The 19958-nt window shown below is 68.9% G+C and carries 21 protein-coding genes and 1 other RNA gene; 11 read left to right on the forward strand and 11 right to left on the reverse strand.

Features of this window, described 5'->3' with window-relative positions:
* Positions 1-7 precede the first annotated feature (7 nt).
* Positions 8-1465, reverse strand: coding sequence for an RNB domain-containing ribonuclease (locus AB0I19_RS24990; RefSeq protein ID WP_357151629.1), 1458 nt, complete (start codon positions 1463-1465; stop codon positions 8-10).
* Between the two features lie 19 nt (positions 1466-1484).
* Positions 1485-1817, reverse strand: coding sequence for a hypothetical protein (locus AB0I19_RS24995; RefSeq protein ID WP_067487308.1), 333 nt, complete (start codon positions 1815-1817; stop codon positions 1485-1487).
* Positions 1818-2211: 394 nt separating this feature from the next.
* Between AB0I19_RS24995 and AB0I19_RS25000 the strand changes: the two genes are divergently transcribed.
* Positions 2212-2574, forward strand: coding sequence for a hypothetical protein (locus tag AB0I19_RS25000; RefSeq protein ID WP_357151631.1), 363 nt, complete (start codon positions 2212-2214; stop codon positions 2572-2574).
* 62 nt (positions 2575-2636) lie between these two features.
* Here AB0I19_RS25000 and rnpB read toward each other — a convergent pair.
* An RNA gene (gene rnpB / locus AB0I19_RS25005) (RNase P RNA component class A) lies at positions 2637-3046 on the reverse strand.
* A 36-nt stretch (positions 3047-3082) separates the two neighbouring features.
* On the opposite strand from rnpB, the gene AB0I19_RS25010 reads away from it, so the two are divergent.
* A complete protein-coding gene (locus AB0I19_RS25010; protein ID WP_067487303.1) occupies positions 3083-3970 on the forward strand; it encodes an alpha/beta fold hydrolase in 888 nt (295 codons plus the stop codon).
* A gap of 124 nt (positions 3971-4094) precedes the next feature.
* Positions 4095-4877 (forward strand): helix-turn-helix transcriptional regulator, encoded by a 783-nt coding sequence (locus AB0I19_RS25015; RefSeq protein WP_357151808.1) that lies wholly within the window; start codon positions 4095-4097, stop codon positions 4875-4877.
* Between the two features lie 33 nt (positions 4878-4910).
* Here the strand turns inward: AB0I19_RS25015 and AB0I19_RS25020 are convergent, their stop codons facing one another.
* From AB0I19_RS25020 to AB0I19_RS25030, 3 genes are all read right to left on the reverse strand, one after another.
* Positions 4911-5615 (reverse strand): S1 family peptidase, encoded by a 705-nt coding sequence (locus tag AB0I19_RS25020; RefSeq protein WP_357151633.1) that lies wholly within the window; start codon positions 5613-5615, stop codon positions 4911-4913.
* A 98-nt stretch (positions 5616-5713) separates the two neighbouring features.
* Positions 5714-7036, reverse strand: a complete 1323-nt coding sequence (locus AB0I19_RS25025) for a bifunctional RNase H/acid phosphatase (protein WP_357151811.1) — start codon at positions 7034-7036, stop codon at positions 5714-5716.
* Between the two features lie 17 nt (positions 7037-7053).
* Positions 7054-7791 carry a C4-type zinc ribbon domain-containing protein gene (locus AB0I19_RS25030; RefSeq protein WP_067642208.1) on the reverse strand — a complete coding sequence of 246 codons (738 nt, stop codon included), beginning with the start codon at positions 7789-7791 and terminating at the stop codon, positions 7054-7056.
* 73 nt (positions 7792-7864) lie between these two features.
* On the opposite strand from AB0I19_RS25030, the gene AB0I19_RS25035 reads away from it, so the two are divergent.
* Positions 7865-8098 (forward strand): hypothetical protein, encoded by a 234-nt coding sequence (locus AB0I19_RS25035; protein ID WP_357151636.1) that lies wholly within the window; start codon positions 7865-7867, stop codon positions 8096-8098.
* A 54-nt stretch (positions 8099-8152) separates the two neighbouring features.
* On the opposite strand, the gene AB0I19_RS25040 is transcribed toward AB0I19_RS25035, so the two are convergent.
* Together AB0I19_RS25040 and cobC are read right to left on the reverse strand one after the other, a co-directional pair.
* The gene (locus AB0I19_RS25040; protein WP_357151638.1) at positions 8153-9268 is read right to left on the reverse strand and encodes a Nif3-like dinuclear metal center hexameric protein; all 1116 of its coding nucleotides are present in this window, start codon (positions 9266-9268) and stop codon (positions 8153-8155) included.
* A gap of 94 nt (positions 9269-9362) precedes the next feature.
* Positions 9363-10574 (reverse strand): Rv2231c family pyridoxal phosphate-dependent protein CobC, encoded by a 1212-nt coding sequence (gene cobC, locus AB0I19_RS25045; RefSeq protein WP_357151640.1) that lies wholly within the window; start codon positions 10572-10574, stop codon positions 9363-9365.
* A 44-nt stretch (positions 10575-10618) separates the two neighbouring features.
* Between cobC and AB0I19_RS25050 the strand changes: the two genes are divergently transcribed.
* Together AB0I19_RS25050 and AB0I19_RS25055 are read left to right on the forward strand one after the other, a co-directional pair.
* Positions 10619-11122 (forward strand): low molecular weight protein-tyrosine-phosphatase, encoded by a 504-nt coding sequence (locus AB0I19_RS25050; protein WP_067642210.1) that lies wholly within the window; start codon positions 10619-10621, stop codon positions 11120-11122.
* On the forward strand, positions 11122-11979 hold the full coding sequence (locus AB0I19_RS25055) for an SURF1 family cytochrome oxidase biogenesis protein (RefSeq protein ID WP_357151643.1): 858 nt from the start codon (positions 11122-11124) through the stop codon (positions 11977-11979). The genes AB0I19_RS25050 and AB0I19_RS25055 overlap by 1 nt, the downstream gene beginning before the upstream one ends.
* Positions 11980-11982: 3 nt before the next feature.
* On the opposite strand, the gene AB0I19_RS25060 is transcribed toward AB0I19_RS25055, so the two are convergent.
* Positions 11983-12900, reverse strand: a complete 918-nt coding sequence (locus AB0I19_RS25060; RefSeq protein ID WP_357151645.1) for a cobalamin biosynthesis protein — start codon at positions 12898-12900, stop codon at positions 11983-11985.
* Positions 12901-13011: 111 nt separating this feature from the next.
* On the opposite strand from AB0I19_RS25060, the gene sigJ reads away from it, so the two are divergent.
* From sigJ to AB0I19_RS25075, 3 genes are all read left to right on the forward strand, one after another.
* The gene (gene sigJ, locus AB0I19_RS25065; RefSeq protein WP_357151647.1) at positions 13012-13950 is read left to right on the forward strand and encodes an RNA polymerase sigma factor SigJ; all 939 of its coding nucleotides are present in this window, start codon (positions 13012-13014) and stop codon (positions 13948-13950) included.
* Positions 13951-14079: 129 nt separating this feature from the next.
* Positions 14080-14940, forward strand: coding sequence for an SDR family NAD(P)-dependent oxidoreductase (locus AB0I19_RS25070; protein ID WP_357151649.1), 861 nt, complete (start codon positions 14080-14082; stop codon positions 14938-14940).
* A gap of 52 nt (positions 14941-14992) precedes the next feature.
* Positions 14993-15487, forward strand: a complete 495-nt coding sequence (locus tag AB0I19_RS25075) for a nuclear transport factor 2 family protein (protein WP_357151651.1) — start codon at positions 14993-14995, stop codon at positions 15485-15487.
* Here AB0I19_RS25075 and ald read toward each other — a convergent pair.
* Positions 15484-16596, reverse strand: coding sequence for an alanine dehydrogenase (gene ald / locus AB0I19_RS25080; protein ID WP_067642215.1), 1113 nt, complete (start codon positions 16594-16596; stop codon positions 15484-15486). The genes AB0I19_RS25075 and ald overlap by 4 nt on opposite strands.
* Positions 16597-16732: 136 nt before the next feature.
* On the opposite strand from ald, the gene AB0I19_RS25085 reads away from it, so the two are divergent.
* Both AB0I19_RS25085 and AB0I19_RS25090 read left to right on the forward strand, forming a co-directional pair.
* A complete protein-coding gene (locus tag AB0I19_RS25085; protein WP_357151653.1) occupies positions 16733-17248 on the forward strand; it encodes a gamma carbonic anhydrase family protein in 516 nt (171 codons plus the stop codon).
* Positions 17249-17561: 313 nt separating this feature from the next.
* Entirely contained in the window at positions 17562-18179 is a 618-nt protein-coding gene (locus AB0I19_RS25090) for a TetR family transcriptional regulator (RefSeq protein WP_357151655.1), read from the forward strand.
* Here AB0I19_RS25090 and AB0I19_RS25095 read toward each other — a convergent pair.
* Complete coding sequence (locus AB0I19_RS25095) at positions 18173-19939, reverse strand: N-6 DNA methylase (RefSeq protein ID WP_357151657.1); 1767 nt, start codon at positions 19937-19939, stop codon at positions 18173-18175. The genes AB0I19_RS25090 and AB0I19_RS25095 overlap by 7 nt on opposite strands.
* Between the last annotated feature and the right edge of the window lie 19 nt (positions 19940-19958).

The following is a 19958-nucleotide window of genomic DNA, read 5'->3' on the forward strand; positions in this document are numbered from 1 at the left end:
CCGGGGTTCACCCGATGTGGGCGGGCTCGCCGTTTCGATCGGCGGTATAGGCGAATTCGATGGTTCTCGTCGTGGGATCGGCGGTGCGCAGGCGCACGGAGACGCGTTCGCCTTCCGGTGGCTTGCCCGCGCAGCGCGCCAGGATCGGGGGTTCGGCGACGAAGATCTCCGCGTCGCGGGAACCGTTGGCCTCGCGCAGGACCAGGGCGGCGAAGTCGGTGCCGACGCGGGGGCCAAGGATGGTGGCCTCGGTGAGATCGACGCACGCGCGGTCGACCTTGTTGGCGAGCGAATCGGTGCGGCGCAGGGTTTCCGCGGCAGGCGCCAGTCCGTCGAGCACCCACTGCGGTACCTCCGTGCCCGCGCAGTGCGCCAGGCAGATCTCGGTGGTGAAGCGGTCGGCCAGGCAGCGCAGCGGGGCGGTGACATGGGCGTAGGGGGCGCCGATGGCGCTGTGCGTCAGCTGGTCGGGAGTGGGGTCGTCGAGGTCGGCGAGCAAGGTGTAGCCGGCGCCGCGCAGCAGGGTGGTCGCCTCCGACATCAGGACCAGCCCGGCCGGAGTGTTGGGGTCGAGTGCGGCCAGCATGCGGCCGACCGGCAGGTCGTGGGGCCAGGCGATGTCGAGAGCGGCGGCGGTGCGACGCATCGAGGCGACGGCGGTGTCGGGCGGCGGCGGCATCGTGCGCAGCAGGCCGATGCGGGTTCCCTTGTGGTCGAGCATGATTCGTGCCGCGCACATGCCGGTGAGCAGGGAGACCTGCTCGTTCCAGTCGTCGGCGGCGGTGCGCGGTTCCAGGTCGAGGCGCCAGTTGTCGCCGTGGCGCACCACGTCCTGGGCAGGCAGGCGCAGCGAGATCGCGCCACGCTCGAGACCGGCCTCGATCCGCAGCCGCCCGAATTCGGGCAGCGCGGCCAGCGAGGGGTGCAACGTCCCGGCGTCGGCGGCGGCCTGGACCTGCTGGTAGTCGAAGCGTTCACGGGAGCGCACCAGGGCGCGCTCGACCGAAAAGCGAAGGGGCGCGGCGTCGTTGTCGAGTTCGATGGTCCACAGCGCGACGGGCCGGTCGACACCGGGCAGCAGGCTCGCGGTCCCCTCCGACAGCACGGGCGGATGCAGCGGCACGGTGCCGTCGGGGAGATAGAAGGTCTGGCCGCGTGATTCGGATTCGCGGGCGAGGGCACCGCCGGGCACGATCACCGCGCCGAGATCGGCGATGGCGTAGTGCAGGGTGAAACCGGTCGCGGTGCGTTCGAGGTGCAGCGCCTGGTCCAGATCCATGGCGCTCGGTGGGTCGATGGTCACCAGCTCGAGGTCGGTGCGGTCCACCCGGGTGCCCGCGAACGCGTCGACCGCGTCGCGGGCCTCGGAGACAGCCTCGGCCGGATAGTCCGAGGCCAGCCCGAATTCGGAACGGATGGCGCCGAAATCGACCGGCGCCGAGACGATCCGTTGATGGAGTTCCATCCTGGCAGCGTAGCGAGTTCTACTGCAGTGCCAGCATGGTGCCGTTGAGCTGATCGAACGGGCCGTACACGGTGAAGGTGACCCGGCCACCCGGCACCGACGACGACACGGCGGCCGCCGCGTCGAGCGCCTGACCGAACGAGGCCGCCGACGGATGCGGCAGACCGGCGACGGTCCGGCCGAACTTGTTCTGGTGTACCCAGGCGGTATCGGCCGGGCTCAGGTCGACCTGAACCCCGCCGGGCAGCGGGGTCACCGCGACCGCACCCGCCGAACCGGCACCCATCGAAGTGAGCACCGCGGCGGCTCCGGCGATCAATGCACCGGCGACAATGGAACGAACTACCCGCATGGAAATGTGACCTGCTTCCGCGATCGATGTGTTGAGCCCGCACAACGGGCCCTGCCGACGGGCAACACTCTATGACCTCGCTCACGTTCCCGACGAGTTCCCGCGCATATTCACCGCCCCGTCGCGCGTCTCGCACGAGTTGTTACTGTGGCGGCGGCACACCCGGCACAAGCCGGAAAGTGTTGCACCCACGTCGATAAATGGGAGTTCCGAGCGTATGTCGTCGCTGATTTACGATTACCTGTTGCCGATCCTCGGGCCTGACCAGGCCACCTACTGGGCCCAGGTGCTGATGATCAACCCCGCCTGACTCACCGTCTCACGAATCAACATGTCGCCTCCCGTTAACCTGACGGGAGGCGCCTTGTTTCCTGGGCCGCTAGCATCCCGCTGCGTGAGTAGAACTACCGCCGCCCTCGCGGCAGGCACCGCCGTCTTCGCCCTGCTTCTGACCGGTTGCGGCGAGGACTCGTCCACCGCCGCAGCCCCCGCAACCACCACCCCGGCCGTTCAGGTCGATCCCGGCAAGGCCGGCATGTTCGTGGTGAGCTATCGCAACGCTTTCCCGAAGCTGGCCGCAGGCCGTGACGACCTAGCGGTGAGCGGGGTGCTCAACCAGACGTGCTCCGACATCAAGGCGGGCAAGGCCGAGGCCGACACCATCGCCGGAATCGTCAAGAGCTCGACCAACGGCTCCGTTTCGGCCACGGAGCAGGAAGCGCGCGCGGTCTACGACATGGCCAAGCTGATGTGCTGAGTCCCCCCGGACAGACGAGGCGGCGGTCCCGTGCGGGACCGCCGCCTTCGTCGTTTCCTGGGCGGGCGAGCCGGCCTGTAAGCCGGATCCTGTCCCCGGCTCGCGCCAGGGGGCGACCATCCATCTGGACACACCGTCGCCGGGTGCCTCGAGCGGTCCACCCGCAGGCTCGGGCGAGCAGCCCTCGAACACCTGCGCAGCCGCACCGTCGCCGGTGCGGCCTTCGACCTTGCTCCGGGCGGGGTTTACCTAGCCGCCCCGGTCACCCGGGGCGCTGGTGCGCTCTTACCGCACCGTTTCACCCTTACCGCACGTTGAGCGTGCGGCGGTTTGTTTTCTGTGGCACTGTCCCGCGGGTCACCCCGGGTTGCCGTTAACAACCGCCCTGCTCTGTGGAGTCCGGACTTTCCTCGGTGGCGGGCGGCGACACCGATGTGCCCGTTCCCGTCACCGCGGTCGCCCGGCCGACTCGTCCGCTCCGCCATGGTACTCGGTACGGTTATCAGTCATGGAACGTGTCGACGTCAGTTTCCCATCGGGTGACCAGCAATGCGCCGCATGGCTCTACCTCCCCGATGGTGCGCCGAGGCCGCGTCCGCTGGTGATCATGGGACACGGGCTGGGGGCGACCCGCGAGATGGGGTTGGATCGGTATGCGCGACGGTTCGTCGCGGCGGGAATGGGGGTGCTGGCCTTCGACTATCGGCATTTCGGCGCCAGTGAGGGTGCGCCCCGCCAGGTGCTCAATATCGCCAGGCAGCGCCAGGACTGGAAGGCCGCGATCGCCTACGCGCGCAGCATCCGCGGCTTCGACGCCACCCGGATCGCGTTGTGGGGCACCTCTTTCGGTGGCGGGCATGTGCTCTCCGTCGCTCCCGACGACGACTATCTGGCGGCCGTGGTCGCCCAGGTGCCGTTCACCAGTGGCTGGGCGTCGGCGCGGGCCAAGGGACCGATCAGCCTGACCAAGGTGGCGACCGTCGCCATGACCGATCTGCTGTTCGGCCCGTTGCGCCGCAAGCCGATTCGCATCCGCCTGGCAGGCCGTAAACGCGCCGCCGCCCTGATGAGCGCCTCCGATGTACCCGAGGGCTTCGGCAGGCTCGCCGAGGAAAGCCCGACCTACGATCCCAAAGTCGGTGCGCGCGTGGCTTTCTCCACCCTGTTCGACGCCCCCGGCCGACGCGCCAAGTCGCTGAAGGTCCCCGTGCTGTACACGATCGCCGAGAACGATTCCGTCGCACCGTCCGGCCCCACCCGCAAGGCCGCCGCCCGCACCAAACACGCGGTGGTCAAGGAATACCCGGTCGGCCACTTCGACGTGTACTTCGACGACGTCTTCGAACAGGTCGTGCGCGACCAGACCGACTTCCTGGTGTCGATCCTGCGCCCCTGATCACGCGGGCAGCCGCCTGCGCCGAACAGGATGGCACGGAGAACCGGCTCAGGCGGTGACGGCGCCGCAATGACCTCACAGGTCATGGTGCCGCTGTCGGCGTGGTGGATAGGGTCGGGTGGTGATGGAGGCGCGGATCGGTTCGCTGGTGCGGGAGTGGCGGCAGCGGCGCAAGCTGAGTCAGCTCGATCTGGCATTGGTCGCCGATACTTCGGCGCGGCACCTGTCGTATGTGGAGACGGGGCGATCGCAGCCGAGCCGGGCGATGGTGCTCCGGTTGTGCGAGGCGCTGGAAGTGCCGCTGCGGGAACGGAATACGTTGTTGCTGGCGGCGGGGTTCGCCCCCGCCTACCGGGAGTCGCGGCTGGATGACGCCGAGCTCGCGGCCGCGCGAGCCGCGATCGACACCATGCTGCGCGCGCACGAACCGTATCCGGCGGTGGTCGTGGACCGGTGGTGGGATGTGGTGGCGGGCAATGCGGCCATGCCACTGCTGATGAGCGGAGTACCCGAGCACCTGCTGCTCCCCCGGCCCAATGTCTACCGGCTGGTGCTGCACCCCGACGGTCTCGCCGGGCGCTTGGAGAACCTGCACCAAGTCAGGGAGCTGTTCCTCGAACGTCTGCTGCGTCAGGCCGAGTCGACCGGCGACGCACGACTGCGCGCGCTCTACGACGAGGTGAACGGCTATGCGGCGCCGCGGGATTCGCCGGGCAGACCCGAACCGACGGGACCGTTCCAGGTGCCGATCCGCATCACCAGCCCGGCGGGCACGCTGTCGATGTTCTCCACCATGGCCACCTTCGGCGCACCGGCCGACGTAACCCTGTCGGAGCTGGCCGTCGAGTTCTTCTACCCGCTCGACGACTTCACCGCCGCCGTCATGAAACAGGGCGCAGCATCATGATGATGCTGCGCCCCTGAGTGTTTCGTGTGGCGATCAGATCGGCTGGAAGCCCGCGCCGACGCCGCCCGCGCGGTTCACCACGTCCAGGATCACCTGGATGGGCTGGAAGTAGGCGGGCGAGTGGATCGGGTTGGCGCCGTTGGTGCACGGCACGTCGAAGTCCACGGGGCCGAGGCCGGTGAGCCTGCCCTGGTTCATGCCGACGAGCCGGTCACCGACAACGACCGGGCCACCGGAATCGCCCGGCTGCGAGCAGTACTGGTTGATCGAGTTGCCCTCGAGCTCACCCCACACCACACCGCAGCTGCGGCCGCTGGTGCGCCCGTCGGAGCACACGGTGGAGCCCGGCGCAGGCGCGGGGCCCAGGCCTGCCACGGTGGTCTGGCCGATCGTGCGCGTGGGCACCACCTTGGACGCATCCAGTTGCAGCACAGCGAAATCCAGGTAGTCGCCGTCGTCGGAGAAGGCGACGGTACCGATCACGCCCGCGTGCAGCGCCTGCTCCGCGCCGACCTTGGCACCGGTCGACGCGCAGTGCCCGGCGGTGAGACCGACCAACCGGCCCGCGTTGTCGTGGCCGATGGCCGTGAGCGAGCAGCCGGAGTTGTTGTCGAAGACGATGCCCGAACCGGCACCGAGCACCACGCTCGGGTCAGCCGACACGCTGCCCACACCGGCAGACGTGGTGAGCGCCCCCGCGATGGCCGCCGCGAACGCCGCCATCCGTAGAAACTTCATCAAGTACCTTTCTCCACGGCCGCGACCGGCTATGCGTCGACGTGACGCGCATCGCGAACCCGGGCGACCGTACCGCGCCCGGGTGACACGGGGCCACCTCAGAGATAGGAAGTGTCGTTGACCAGGCGCACCGAAGCGCCACCGTCGGGATAGAACTCGGCGATGCACAGCGACGCCAGATCCAGGTGCAACCGGTACAGCAGCGACGGGCCGACCCCGAGCGCCAGCTGCAGCAGCGTCTTGATGGGGGTGACGTGGCTGACCACGACGATGTTCTCGCCGGGGTACAGCGCCACGAGGTCGCGGCGCACGCCCTCGATCCGTTCGCGCACCTGATCGAAGCTCTCGCCGCCGGGTGCGGGGATCGACGGGTCACCCAGCCAGTCGGCGTGCAGGGCCGGATCACGTTGTGCGGCTTCGGCGAAGGTGAGTCCTTCCCAGTCGCCGAAATCGGTTTCGATGAGACCGTCCAGGATGCGCAACGGCACGTCGAGTGCGGTGGCGGCGGCCTCGGCGGTGGACCGGGCCCGCTGCAACGGTGAGCTCACGACGGCGGCGATATCGCCTTTGGCGGCAAGCATTTTCGCGGCGCGGTCGGCTTGTTCGCGGCCCAGGTCGGTGAGGGGTGGGTTGCCGCGGCCGGAATAGCGACGTTGCACCGAGAGCTCGGTTTGGCCGTGGCGCAGCAGGAGTAGGCGGGTGGGGCGGCCGATGGCGCCGGTCCAGCCGGGCGAGTAGGTGGAAACTTTCTGGGCGGCAGGCGATTCCGTCTTGTCCGCGCCACCGACGACGATCTGCTCACCTGTCGGCGTGACAGCCACCTGCTCGCCCGTCGGCGTGACAGCGGACTTGTCGCCGGCCGGGGTCACGGTTACGCCCGAAGTAGTCGATGCTTCGTCGCCGGCGACGACGCTCGGTTCCACCTCGGCTGCAGCTCGATCATCCGCCGCGTCGAGGGCGACCTGATCTCCCGGCGTGTAGCCTGCGGCGAGAGTTTCGCGGACGGTGCCGACGAGGGCGCCGTCGTCCATCGCCTCGTTCGCCAGCCGGTCGGCGTGGGAGTTCTCGGCGCGCGGGATCCAGGTGAAACTCACCCGGTCGAAACCGGCGACCAGCCGACGTGCCTGTTCGGCGAGCGGAATCATGGAGGCGTGCTTGATCTTCCAGCGGCCCGACATCTGTTCGACGACGAGCTTGGAGTCCATGCGCACCGTCACGACCCGCGCACCGAGTTCGGTCGCGGCTTCCAGACCCGCGATCAGCCCACGGTATTCGGCCACATTGTTGGTGGTGACGCCGACGTATTCCTTGCGTTCGGCCAGCACGCGCACATGGTCGTCGGCGAAGACGACCGCGCCGTAACCGGCCGGGCCGGGATTGCCGCGTGAGCCGCCGTCGGCCTCGACGATCACCTCACGCACACCAACCGGCCCAGCGGTCACAGTCCGGATTCCTTGGTGCGCACCATGATCGCGCCGCACTCGGGGCAGCGGACCACCGCGTCGGGTGCGGCCTTGGCGATGCGCTGCATCTCACCGCGGTCGATCTCGATACGGCACGCACCGCAGCGGCGGGCCTGCAGCAGGGCGGCACCGACACCGTGGGCGGCGCGCTGCTTGTCGTAGACGGCGAGCAGTTCGCCGGGGAACAGGCCGATCAGGGCGGCGCGGTCGTTCTCGCACCGTTGCTGCGCGACCTCCAGGTCGGCCATCGCCTCGTCGCGCAGGCGTTCGGCGTCGGCCAGGTCCTGGTCGGCCTTGCTGAGCCGGGCACCGGCGTGGTCGTGGTCGGCGGCCATCGCCTCACGCTGCTCCATCACGGTCAGCAGTTCGTCCTCGAGGACGGCGCGACGGCGTTCCAGGCTGCCCAGTTCGTGCTGGAGTTCAGAGAGCTGTTTGGCGGCGACGGAGCCCGAGGTGAGCATGGCGCGGTCGCGGTCCTCGCGCTTGCGCACCGCCTCGACCTCACCCTCGAGTTTGCGGATGTCACGATCCAGGTCGTCGATGCCGATCTCGACCGCGACCGCGGCGTCCTTGTAGCCGTTGCGTTCGGCCGCCAGCCGCGCAACCTCCTGCTGCTCGGGCAGCGCGGTGCGCCGGTGCGCGATCCGCGTCAGCTCGGCATCGACAGCGGCGAGCTGCAACAGCTTGGACTGGACCGACGGTTCGACATTCAACGGGCACGAACTCCTGAACACAGTGGACGGATGGATCGATCAACCGTACCGCGCCGCACGAGGCGAACACGCCATGACCCGGATCCGCGACCGAGCGGAACCGAACGTCATCTACTTCGGTCTTGCCCTGACCTCGCAGATGATCGGCATCGCGTGGATGACGATCCACGCGTCGGCGTTCGCGTTCCTCACCTGCGTCATCTCCGCGCTGGTGATCCCTCCGCTCGCGTTGTTCGCGGGGCCGGCGGTTTTCGTGAACGACGAGCGATACCTCGAGGCCGAGCCGGCGCCGGACGGGAGCCGTTGACCCTGCAGGCGCACCCGAATTTCGTGGCCGCGTGGGGGCGGCGGGTGCGGTGACTCAGCCGGTGACCGTCCACGGATCCGTGCGGAGGGTCGACACGCGGGTGGTGAGGCCGGGCAGCGCACGGGTGACGACGGATTCGGCCTGGGCGCACCACGGGAATTCGGTGGCCCAGTGGGCGGCGTCGATGAGGGCGGGGCCGCCTCGGCGGAGGTGTTCGTCGACGGGGTGGTGGCGCAGGTCGGAGGTGAGGTAGGCGTCGACGCCCGCGCGGATGGCGGCGTGGAGGTAGGAGTCGCCCGCACCGCCGCAGACGGCCACCCGCTTGATCGTCCGGTCGGGGTCGCCCGCGGCCCGCACACCCCAGACGGTGCGCGGTAGACCGTTGCCCACGCGGGCGGTGAACTCGCGCAGTGTCTCGGGTTCGGCGAGTTCGCCGATGCGGCCGATGCCGAGGGACGACGGCAGGGGTGCGCGTTCGGTGACGTGGTAGGCCGGTTCCTCGTAGGGGTGGGCGGCGCGCAGGGCCGTCAGGACCGCGGTGCGCGCGGACGGCGCCGCGACGACCTCGACCGCGTCCTCGGTGACAGTCTCGACGGTTCCGACCGCGCCGATGGCCGGGTTCGCGCCGTCGACCGGCAGGAACTGGCCGGTGCCGGAGGTGTACCAGGCCGCCTCGCGGTAGTCACCGATCGCACCCGCGCCGGCCGCGAACAATGCCGACATCAAGGCGGCGGTGTGCGTCTGCGGCACCTGAATGACCCACTTGTCCATCGGGGCAACCGGTTTGGGGTCGAGCGGGCCCGTGACGGTGAGGCCGACTGCGGCGGCGAGCGCGTCGGAGACGCCGGGGTCGGCGGAATCGGCATTGGTGTGCGCGGAGAACAAGGCGCAGTCGGAGCGGATCAACCGATGCAGCAGGGCGCCTTTCGGTGTATTCACCGCCACGGTGTCGACGCCGCGCAACAGCAGCGGGTGATGCACGACCAAAGCCTGTGCGCCCCAAGCGATCGCCTCGTCGACGACGGCAGCTGTGGCGTCTACGGCGAACAGCACCTTCGAAACCTCTTGCGCCGGATCACCACACACCAGGCCGACCGAATCCCACGATTCGGCCAGTTTCGGCGGGTACGCCGCGTCGAGCACCCCGATCAGTTCGGCCAGGTCGGTCACCGCTGCCTCCTTCGCTCCGCTGAGCCTGCGCCGTCGTGGGCAGGTTCGACACTCGTTCGCCTTGATCGCATAAGGCCCCCGTGAGGAATCGCCATCACCACAGCGCGGCCCGCAACCCGTCGATCAGCTGATCCACCTCGGCGCGGCCGCGCACGGCGACGCGCAAATAGTCAGGGCCGAGACCCGGGAAGGTGTCGGCGCGGCGGACAGCGATGCCACGGTCGGCGAGATGCTTGCGGACCAGGGCGCCGTCCGTGACGCGCAGGAGCAGGAACGGGCCGGTGGCCGGGGTGTGCACGTCGAGGCCGAGCGCGGTGAGACGGTCGATCATGGCGTCGCGGTCGGCGGCGATGCGCTGGGCGAGGTGCTGGGATTCGGCGACGGCGGCGGGTTCGGCGGTAGCGCGGATCGCCTCGAGCTGCAGTGTGCCGAGCGGCCAGTGCGGGCGACCCTCGGTCAACCGGGCCAGCACCTCGGGAGCACCGAGTACGTATCCGCAGCGCAGACCGGCCAGCGCCCACGTCTTCGTGAGACTGCGCAGCACCAGGACGTCCGGTGCACTCAGCCCGGCCAGCGACTCGAGTTCGCCACCGATGCCCTTCGGACGTACCGCACCGGGAACAGCGTCGGCATCCGCACTTGGGGGCGCAGCGCCACCGGCATGCACACAGTGGGCCGCAGCGCCACCGACCTCTACACGCTGTGTCGCGGCGCCACCGGCCTCGGGTCGTGCAGTCGGCGAACCCGCCGACGCTCGGGGATAGGCGACGGCGTCGGCGAAGGCTTCGTCTACGACGACGAGGCGGCCCGGGCGGCGTAGCGCCTGGATGGTTTCGGCGGGGTGCAGGATCGAGGTGGGGTTGGTGGGATTGCCGAGGACGACCAGGTCGGCTTCTTCCGGTACCCGGGTGGGGTCGAGGGTGTACGGGCGTTCGAGGACGACGCGGGTCACCGGGACGCCTGCCTCACGCAAAGCCAGTTCCGGCTCGGTGAAGGACGGGTGGATGACGGCAGCCAGGCGGGGGCGCAGGCGGGGCAGCATCGCGAAGCCTTCGGCGGCGCCTGCCAGCAGCAGGACTTCGTCGGGGGTACGGCCGTGGCGGGCGGCGACGGCCGTGCGGGCGGCCAGTTCCTCGCCTGCGTCGGGGTAGCGGCCGAGGTCGGTGAGGCGGGCGGTGAGGCGGTCGCGCAGCCAGGCGGGTGGGGCCGTGCCCTGGACGTTCACCGCGAAATCGAGCATGCCTGGGCGCGCTTCCACGTCGCCGTGGTGGCGCAGCATCACGGGGTCGACCGAGTCCTCGAACACAACTGAACACCCTACGTGGCGCCGCCGCGGCCCTACCGGCGACAATGGGTGCCGTGGGAGAGCTGCACGTGACCTTCGTCTGCACAGGGAACATCTGCCGGTCGCCGATGGCGGCGAAGATGTTCGAAGCGCATCTGTACCGTGCCGGTCTGGCGAACCGGGTGCGGGTGAGCAGCGCGGGCACCGGATCGTGGCACGTCGGTGACCCGGCCGACCCGCGCACCGCCGCCACCCTGCGCCGCGCCGGTTACGCCGCCGAACACATCGCCGCCACCTTCGGCGACGAGCATCGCGACGCCGACCTGATCGTCGTGCTCGACACCAGCCACGACCGGGAACTCGCCCACCGAGGCGTCCCCACCGAACAGCGCAGACTGCTGCGCAGCTTCGACCCCGCCGCCGACGGTGTCGACGTGCCGGACCCGTACTACGGCGACCAGACCGACTTCGACCTGGTCCGCGACCAGATCGAGGCCGCTGTCCCCGGCCTGCTCGACTGGGTGTGGGCCGAGCTCGAGGCCCGCGACCCGGCCGCCGCGCGACGCTGATGCGCAAACTCACCTTTCTGCTGCGGCCGAGCTGGCTGATTCTCGCGCTCGTCGTCGTCGCGTTCGCCTACCTGTGTTTCACGATCCTCGCGCCTTGGCAGCTGAACAAGAACAGCAGCACCGAGCACCGTAATCAGCTGATCGCCGACTCGGTGCAGGCCGATCCGGTGGCTGTCACCGACATCCTCGCCGGTGATCCCGGTACTCATACCGAGTGGCGGAAGGTGATCGCCACCGGCACCTTCCTGCCGGATTCGACGGTGCTCGTCCGGTTGCGCCACCTGGACGGTGCGCCGGGATACGCGGTTCTCGCCGCGTTCCGGCTCGATGACGGTCGCACTCTGCTCGTCGACCGTGGTCTGGTCGCGGCTGTCGACGGGACGCGACCGCCTGCGATTGCCGAGCCGCCGGGCGGGGCGCAGCGGATCGAGGCGCGAGTGCGGGCTTCCGAAGGGGTCGTTCCCGATAAGGTGCCGAGCACGCAGGACGGGTTCCGGCAGGTGTACACGGTCGATACGACTCAGGAATCCACGGTTCTCGGTATCCCGCTGACGCCGATTCCTACCGGTACAGACAAGGGCGGTTATCTTCAGCTCGCCGAGGGGCAGCCGGGGGCGTTCACGCCTGTTCCCCTCCCCCAACTGGATGCGGGTCCCTACCTCTCCTACGGCCTCCAATGGCTGGCCTTCGGTGTGATGGCTCCGCTCGGGCTCGGGTATTTCGTGTTCGCCGAAATGCGGGCTCGCCGTCGGGAGCGTGGCGAGGTCGGAGCCGAGGTGACCGATCAGCCTGCTTCGACTTCCGAGGAGAGCACTACGGAAGCACGTCTCGCCGATCGGTACGGCCGCACTCGCTGACGCTCACCTACGCAGCAGTGCCAGCGCGGCGCTGACTGCTACGGCTCCGATCTGTACTGCTTCCGACATGCGGACGGCTCTGCGGAGATCTTCGGTTTCGGGGGCGCGCCCGGTTCCCAGTGTCGGGCGTAGTTCTGCTCCGTAGCGGTACTGCGTGCGGCCGCCGAGCCGGACTCCGAGGGCGCCTGCCATCGACGCCTCGACGACGCCGGCGTTGGGGCTCGGGTGTTTGCGCGCGTCCTGGCGCCAGGCCTGCCAGGACTGGCCGGGGGTTCCGCCGACGAGCGGCGCCAGCACCACCGTGAGCAGTCCGGTCACCCGCGCGGGGACCAGATTCGCCACATCGTCGGTGCGGGCGGCTGCCCAGCCGAAACGCAGGTAGCGCTCGTTGCGGTAGCCGACCATCGCATCGAGTGTGTTCACGGCTCGATATGTCAGCAACCCGGGCACTCCGGCCACAGCACCCCACAGCAGCGGTGCGACGGTGGCGTCGGAGGTGTTCTCGGCGATGGATTCCAGTGCGGCGCGGGCCAATCCGTCGGCGTCGAGGACCGAGGGGTCGCGTCCGCACAGCGAGGGCAGCAGTTCGCGGGCGCCGTCGATATCGCCTGCGTCGAGCCGGTCGGCCATGTCGTGGCCGGCCCGGGCCAGGCTGCGGCCGCCCAGAACGGTCCAGGTGGCGAGGGTTGTCGCGAGGAGGCCACCGCGCGCGGCTACCGCACCGAACGCGAGGACCGAGCCGACCGCCACGGTTTCGTGCAGGATTCCGGCGCGATGGGTGTCGGCGTAGGTTCGCTGTTCCAATGCCGCTGCCGCCGTGCCGAATCCGGCCACCGGATGCCAGCGGCGTGGGTCGGCCAATACCCGGTCGAGCGCGAAACCGAGCAGCAGTCCCGCGGCGGTCGAAATCCCCTTGTGCACGGGGCGAGGTTAACCGGTGGGGCAGCGATGTCACACCGGGTGCGTCTGCTTCGTCGTCTCCATGACAGCATCCTGGGCGACCCGCCCATTCTCGACCGAACGGCTGGCACGATGACCGACACCGCGAACCTCGACCGCGCGGAACTGGCGCGACGCTTCGAGGAGCACCGCGCCTACCTGCGCAGGCTCGCCTACAGCACCCTCGGCAGCTTGGCCGACGCCGAGGACGTGGTGCAGGAGGCGTGGCTGCGGCTGCAGCGGCAGCACGAGGCGGGCAAGGCGGACGAGATCGACAATTTGCGCGCCTGGCTCACCACCGTGACGGGCAGGCTCGCCATCGACCAGCTCGGGTCCGCGCGGGCTCGGCGTGAACAGTACGTCGGCGAGTGGTTGCCGGAACCGGAGGTCAGCACCATGGACGATCCAGCCGACCGCATCACCCAGGACGAACGGGTCACCACCGCACTGCTGGTCGTGCTCGAATCGCTCTCACCCGCCGAACGCACGGCCTTCGTGCTCCAGGACGTGTTCGGCATGTCGGGTCCGGAGGTCGCCGAGGTGGTCGGGCGCACCCCGGCCGCGGTGCGTCAGCTGGCCTCGCGTGCCCGCAAGCACGTGGAGAGCGGCACGCCACGATTCCCGGCGTCGCCCGCCGAACAGGAGAAGGTGGTTTCGGCGTTCGCCCTTGCCTGGCGCTCGGGTGACCTGAGTTCGCTGCTCGGCGTGCTGGACGAGAAGGTGGTGCTCACCGCCGACGGTGGCGGCAAGGTGCCCGCGATCCGCCAGCCGGTGCGCGGCGCCGAACTCATCGCCAAGATGCTGCTCGGCTGGTACCACGCACCGTCGGCGACCGATGCCTGGGGCCGTGCGGTGCTGGTCAACGGCGCACCGGGGCTGGTGGTGTTCGACGGCACCCACATCGGTGTCTTCTCGTTCGTCGTCGACGACGGGCGCATCGTCGCCATCAACGTGGTCCGCAACCCGGACAAGCTGCGCGACCTGCCGACGGAGGGCGCACCCGACTGGTACGTGGGCCGCGCCGAGGACTAGACGTACATGTGACATGCCGAGTCATCACCTTCCCGGCTACCGGGAAGGTCTCTGTGCCCCCTCCGGCCGGTCCGGTTCAGTAGTGGAACGTGTCGCACGGTGTGACCCGTCGGGCAGGGTAGGGAGTCGATGGTGGGTTCGGAACGAATCGTGGTGGTGACCGGCGCGAGTCGCGGTGCGGGCAAAGGCATCGCGCTCGCACTGGGGGAAACCGGGGCGACGGTCTACGTCACCGGGCGAACGCGGAACGAAGGCGATTCCCCACTGCCGGGCACGGTGTTCGCGACCGCCGAGGAGATCACCCGCCGCGGCGGCCACGGCGTGCCCGTAGTGCTCGACCATCGCGACGATGCCCAGGTCGAGTCCTTCTTCGCACGTCTTCGCGACGAGCACGGACGGCTCGACATCCTGGTCAACAACGCTCTCGCGGTACCCGACGGCCTGACCGAGAAGGGGCCGTTCTGGGAAAAGCCGCTCACCTTGCTCGACCTGCTGGATGTAGGCATGCGCTCGAGCTACGTCGCCACCTACTACGCCGCACCGCTGCTGGTGGCCAATGGCGCGGGGTTGGTCGTGAACACGTCGTCGTTCGGCGGCACCTGCTATATGCACGGACCCGCATACGGTGCGGGCAAGGCTGCGGTGGACAAAATGGCGCACGACATGGCCGTCGACTTCCGTCCGTGGAACGTGGCGGTCGTCTCGATCTGGATGGGTCTGCTCGCGACCGAGCGCACGCTCGCCGCCTTCGCCGCGAATCCGGGCGCCTACGACGGACTCGCCGCGACCGCCGAATCGCCGGAGTTCACCGGTCGTGTCATCGACGCCCTCGCGCGCGATCCCGAGTTGATGGACCGTACCGGCCAGGTGCTCATCGGCGCCGAGATCGCGCGGGGACTCGGCGTCGAAGACACCCGGGGCCAGCACCCGCCTTCGCACCGGCCATTCCTCGGTAACCCTCCGGTGTTCTCCGACGCGGTCGTCGACTGACCTCGCAAACCCGACTATTCGCTCATCACCTCCACACCCGGGCAGGCAACCGATGGATCTCGCACAACGCATCGACACCCTCGAACAGATCGAAGCGATCAAACAACTCAAGCACCGGTACTGGCGAGCCTGTGACAGCAAGGACCCGAAGACGATGCGGGACTGCTTCATCCGCTCCGGCGCCGACCTGGACTACGGCCGTATCGGCACCTTCGACGACGCAGGGCCCCTGGTCGACATCTTCACCCGCATCGCGTTGCACAAGGTCGACGGCAAACACGTCGTCCTCGACATGCATCACGGCATCCACCCCGACATCACCCTGACCGGTGAACGCACCGCGACAGGCCGGTGGACCCTGCGGTTTCGCCAGGTCAATCTGATCGACAACACCGAGTTCGTCTCCACGGGCGACTACGACGACGACTACGTGATCGAGGACGGCCGCTGGAAGATGTCGCGCAGTCATTTCACGGAGCGCTGGTCGATCACCCGCCCGCTCCTGGCGGACTCGGTCATCGCCGAGGGGATCTTCGCGGAGCCCTAGACCCCGAGCGAATATCCGTGCGCGGCAGCCACTTCCGCGGAAAGCAACTTCCCGTCGACCGCGGTGAGCCCGGCCGACAACCCCGGGTCGGCGGTGCACGCCCCACGCCAGCCGTTGTCGGCGATGGCCAGCGCGTAGGGCAGGGTGGCGTTCGTGAGCGCGACGGTGGAGGTGTGCGGGACGGCGCCGGGCATGTTCGCGACACAGTAGAACAGCGAATTACCCACGGGGAAGGTGGGATTCGCGTGCGTCGTCGGCCGGGTCGACTCGAAGCAACCGCCCTGGTCGACGGCGATGTCGACGAGTACCGACCCCGGCCGCATCCGCGCGACCAGCTCGTCGGACACCAGTTTCGGCGCCTTGGCCCCTGGCACGAGCACCGACCCGATCACCAGATCGGCGGCGAGCACGGCCTTCTCGATCTCGAGGGCGTGCGAGGCCAGGGTGCCGACCCGCCCGGCGAACCGGGCGTCGAGTTCCCGCAACCGGGCCAGATTCGTATCGAGCACGCTCACCCGCGCACCCATCCCCACCGCGACGCTCGCCGCGTTGGTGCCCGCCACGCCACCGCCGAGCACCACCACGTCGGCGGGCCGAACCCCGGGCACGCCGCCGAGCAGCACGCCTTCCCCACCCATCGGCGCCATCAGGTGATACGCACCGACCTGCGCGCTGAGCTTGCCCGCCACCTCGCTCATCGGCGCGAGCAACGGCAACGAACCGTCGGCCGCCCGGACCGTCTCGTAGGCGATGGCGGTGATCCCCGACGACAGGATCGCGTCGGTACAGTCCTTCGACGCGGCCAGATGCAGATACGTGAACAGCACCTGTTCGCGCCGCATCAGCGAATACTCCTGCGCGATGGGTTCTTTCACCTTCAACACCAGATCGGATTCGGCCCACACCTGGTCGGCGTCGACCGCGATCCGCGCACCGGCGGCCCGGTAGTCGTCGTCGGCGAAGCCCGAGCCGACGCCCGCGCCCGCTTGCACGAGCACCTCGTGCCCGTGGGCGGCGAGCTCCGCGGCACCGGCCGGAGTCAGCGCGACCCGGAATTCTTGCGGTTTTACCTCGGCCGGAACACCGGAAGTTACGCCCGTTGCCGTCATTCACCCAGACTAGGTCCTGTTTCGGCGGTCCGCAGTCGAATCCGTCGCGTGTCCGGATCCCTCCCTCGCAGGCGCTGCGACCACCGGGCGACGGCCCACCGCGCCCGACGCCGGGGCACAGCGCGATAATCGCCGCATGATCATCAAGGTGAGCGGGTTCGCGCCCGAGATCGACGAGTCAGCATGGATCGCGCCGAACGCGACCGTGATCGGACGGGTGCGCCTGGGCGCCGAGGTCGGAGTCTGGTACTCGGCGGTACTGCGCGGGGACCTCGAACAGATCACCGTCGGCGACCGCACCAACATCCAGGACGGGTGCGTGCTGCACGCCGACCCCGGCTTCCCACTCACCGTCGGTTCCGGTGTGTCGGTGGGGCACAACGCGATTCTGCACGGGTGCACCATCGGCGACGACGTGCTCGTCGGCATGGGCGCCACCGTGCTCAACGGCGCGGCGATCGGCGCGGGCACCCTGATCGCGGCCAACGCGCTCATCCCCGAGGGCGCCCAGATTCCGCCCGGCTCGCTGGTTGCCGGGGTGCCGGGCAAGGTGCGTCGCGAACTCACCGAAGCACAGCAGGACGGCATCAAACTCAACGCCGCTGTGTACCTACACAATCTCGCCACTCATCGGGACGCCGAAATGTTGTGACGCATCACACTGAGCAAATGACCAGTAGGGAAACCTGATAACATTTGCCCTGCGTATCGCGACCGGTCCACCGAGGCTTCAGGGCCGGCACCGGTACGCGGGGCAGGAGGTATCACGGTGGCATACGCGCAGGTAGGTGTGCACCGATCCGGGGGCAGGCTCAGCGTGGCCGATATCGCGGCACAACCAGGCGGTATCGAGGCACTTCAGTGCCGTGTACACGAATTACGTTCCCGGGGTGTGCATTTCGCGGCAAACGCGATAGAGCAAGAGATGGTCGCGCTGGATCTCCCACCACGGGGATAATGGGCTGATGCCCACTGTCTCGACCATCCTCGCGCGGATCCTGGAAAAACCCGTCACCGACGGGGAGAAACTGCTCGACAGCGCGCTGTCGGCGTTTCTCGATTTCGGGATCAAACGGACAAGCATGGGCGAGATCGCGCGCCGCGCCGGCATCAGCCCGGCCACCCTGTACCGACGCTTCGAATCCAAGAACGACCTGGTCGAAGCGGTTGGCGTGCGTGAGGCGCAGCGCTATGTGGGCGAGATCGACGAGCGGGTGCGCGCGGTCACCGAGCCCGAGGACCGGCTGGTCGAGATCTTCGTCGCCTTCGTCACGACCATCGCGGGCAACGAACTGCTGCGGCGGTTGCTCGGCACCGAGCCGGAGATGATCCTGCCCAAACTCACCACCGACGCCGGCCCCATCCTGGCGGTGGGACGTGAATATCTCGCCGACAAGCTGCGTGAGGTGCAGGCGGGCTCCCCCGATTTCGACCCGGATCTGGTCGCCGAGATCATGGCTCGCCTCGCCTTGTCGCTGGCGCTGACACCTGACGGGCTGATCCCGCTCGACGACGCCGAGGCCGGGCGGGAATTCGCGCGCCGCACCCTGCTGCCCATGGTCGGCATCCGTCCCGCCTACTGAGTGGGAACCCCGAACGCCTCGGCGACTGCTTCGTCGACGGCGGCATCGGATACCGGCACACCGTCCTCCATGAGCTCGCGCACGCGGCGCACGATCTCGACGGCGGCCGGACTGCACGGGTCGGGCAGGGGCAGCCGGGCGACGTACTGGGTGATCCAGCGGCGCCTGCCCGAATACAGACGGTTGCCGCAGACCGCGTCGTAGAACCGCAGGCCCAGAGCCGAATTCGCCACGCCCATCAGGAGATACGCCAGGTCGGTCGCGGACTTTCCTGCGTCGAGGTCGGTGAGCGAGATCCAGTAGCAGTCGCCGTTCACCACGGCGCCGGAGCGGTCGAGGGCGAAGCGGGGCCGTTCGCTGATATCGGGGAAGACGAGTTTCGGCGCACCCCACAGGTGTGGTCGTTGCGGCACCCAGATCTCGTACCACTTGCGGCCGCCGTCGAGGACATAGCGTCGACCGGACAGAGCCTTCTCATGGGTGCGCAAATACTCTGCTGCGCAGGGAAATTCGGCCAGATCGACCGGGGTGCGACGAGTTTGTCGCAGATCATAGGGGTAGAGCACTCTGGTGCCACGATCCTGGTTGATCTGCCACCGCTCGAGGTCGTGGTGAGTGATCAAGGGCTGCAGCAGTTCCCGCTCGGGCGTGGGGTCGAGGTCGTCCCAGCGGTCGGAGATGAACACTCGATCGGCGGTCGTCTTGATACCCACCCGGATCCGCGCGGTCTCGCCGAAGGTGTGCCAGGTTCGGTCGGCGATTTTGTCGAGCCAACGGTCGACGGCCGGACGCGACATCCGCCAGACCGTCTCGCCGTGCGGATGTTCGTGATCACTGATCGCCCGACCGACCGACGGCCCGTTCACCAGCTCCCGACCCTGCGATGCCAACGTCCCCACTTCAACCGCGAACACGCGTCCCCCGGCCCCGACCAGACAGTCGACCTCCCCGGCCAGCGCATCGAACAGATCTGTGCCGCAGCCTGTTTCGCAACCGGGTTGCTCATAGACGGAGACGTACCGGCAACCGACCGAGCTCTCGACAACCGGCGGACCGCTCCGCTTCGATATTCCGCCGGCCTGCGCGACGCTCGCGGCTGATCTGGTGGCGATGGTGATCGCGGGGAGGACGGCGGCGGAGAAGAGTTTGGTATCGCCGAGGTCGTAGAGCTCGACCGGGGTCAGGTCGGCGGTGAGGATGCGGCGCAGGTTGGCGCCCGCTCGGGTGGTGAGAAACCTGTTGGCACACAGCAATCCGAGCACGCCACCCGGCGCGAGGAGACGCGGTGCCAGGGCGACGAAGGGATGGGTGAGGTCGATGCGCCCACGGAGCCCGAATTTTCGGCTGAGCAATTGCGCGGTGGCCCCGCCGAGCTGCTGCGTGCGCACATACGGCGGGTTGCTGATGATCAGATCGAAGGAGCCCTTCGCCAGACGCGGCGCCTTCGCCAGGAAATCCCCTGCCCGACAGTGGATCTCGACTCCCTCGGCCGCGGCACGTGCCACCGTTTCACCGACGGCGGCACGGTCCAGGTCGTACCCGGTGAGCCGGACCGCGACATCCGGTGCGCACGAGACCATCTCCCGATGCACCGCGAGCAGCAACTCCCCGTCCCCACAGGCCGGGTCGAGCACCCGCAACTCGGCGCCACACGGGGCATACAGCAGAGCCCGGCGCGCCAGAAACCGCGCCAGCTCCGGCGGGGTGTAGTGCCTGCCGTGCCGTTTGCGCTCCTGCGCATCGCGGGACTGCAACGCCATGGGTCCGATTCTGCCCCGC

Origin of the sequence: Nocardia sp. NPDC050413, assembly GCF_040655475.1 — a bacterium.
GTDB classification, from domain to species: domain Bacteria; phylum Actinomycetota; class Actinomycetes; order Mycobacteriales; family Mycobacteriaceae; genus Nocardia; species Nocardia coubleae.

What these genes read in the sequence shown, in the direction of transcription:
- AB0I19_RS24990 (WP_357151629.1), bottom strand. Translation starts at nt 1,465, where the DNA reads ATGGAACTCCATCAACGGATCGTCTCGGCGCCGGTCGATTTCGGCGCC.
- AB0I19_RS24995 (WP_067487308.1), bottom strand. Translation starts at nt 1,817, where the DNA reads ATGCGGGTAGTTCGTTCCATTGTCGCCGGTGCATTGATCGCCGGAGCC.
- AB0I19_RS25010 (WP_067487303.1), top strand. Translation starts at nt 3,083, where the DNA reads ATGGAACGTGTCGACGTCAGTTTCCCATCGGGTGACCAGCAATGCGCC.
- AB0I19_RS25015 (WP_357151808.1), top strand. Translation starts at nt 4,095, where the DNA reads ATGGAGGCGCGGATCGGTTCGCTGGTGCGGGAGTGGCGGCAGCGGCGC.
- AB0I19_RS25020 (WP_357151633.1), bottom strand. Translation starts at nt 5,615, where the DNA reads ATGAAGTTTCTACGGATGGCGGCGTTCGCGGCGGCCATCGCGGGGGCG.
- AB0I19_RS25035 (WP_357151636.1), top strand. Translation starts at nt 7,865, where the DNA reads ATGACCCGGATCCGCGACCGAGCGGAACCGAACGTCATCTACTTCGGT.
- AB0I19_RS25050 (WP_067642210.1), top strand. Translation starts at nt 10,619, where the DNA reads ATGGGTGCCGTGGGAGAGCTGCACGTGACCTTCGTCTGCACAGGGAAC.
- AB0I19_RS25055 (WP_357151643.1), top strand. Translation starts at nt 11,122, where the DNA reads ATGCGCAAACTCACCTTTCTGCTGCGGCCGAGCTGGCTGATTCTCGCG.
- sigJ (WP_357151647.1), top strand. Translation starts at nt 13,012, where the DNA reads ATGACCGACACCGCGAACCTCGACCGCGCGGAACTGGCGCGACGCTTC.
- AB0I19_RS25070 (WP_357151649.1), top strand. Translation starts at nt 14,080, where the DNA reads ATGGTGGGTTCGGAACGAATCGTGGTGGTGACCGGCGCGAGTCGCGGT.
- AB0I19_RS25075 (WP_357151651.1), top strand. Translation starts at nt 14,993, where the DNA reads ATGGATCTCGCACAACGCATCGACACCCTCGAACAGATCGAAGCGATC.
- ald (WP_067642215.1), bottom strand. Translation starts at nt 16,596, where the DNA reads ATGACGGCAACGGGCGTAACTTCCGGTGTTCCGGCCGAGGTAAAACCG.
- AB0I19_RS25085 (WP_357151653.1), top strand. Translation starts at nt 16,733, where the DNA reads ATGATCATCAAGGTGAGCGGGTTCGCGCCCGAGATCGACGAGTCAGCA.
- AB0I19_RS25090 (WP_357151655.1), top strand. Translation starts at nt 17,562, where the DNA reads ATGCCCACTGTCTCGACCATCCTCGCGCGGATCCTGGAAAAACCCGTC.
- AB0I19_RS25095 (WP_357151657.1), bottom strand. Translation starts at nt 19,939, where the DNA reads ATGGCGTTGCAGTCCCGCGATGCGCAGGAGCGCAAACGGCACGGCAGG.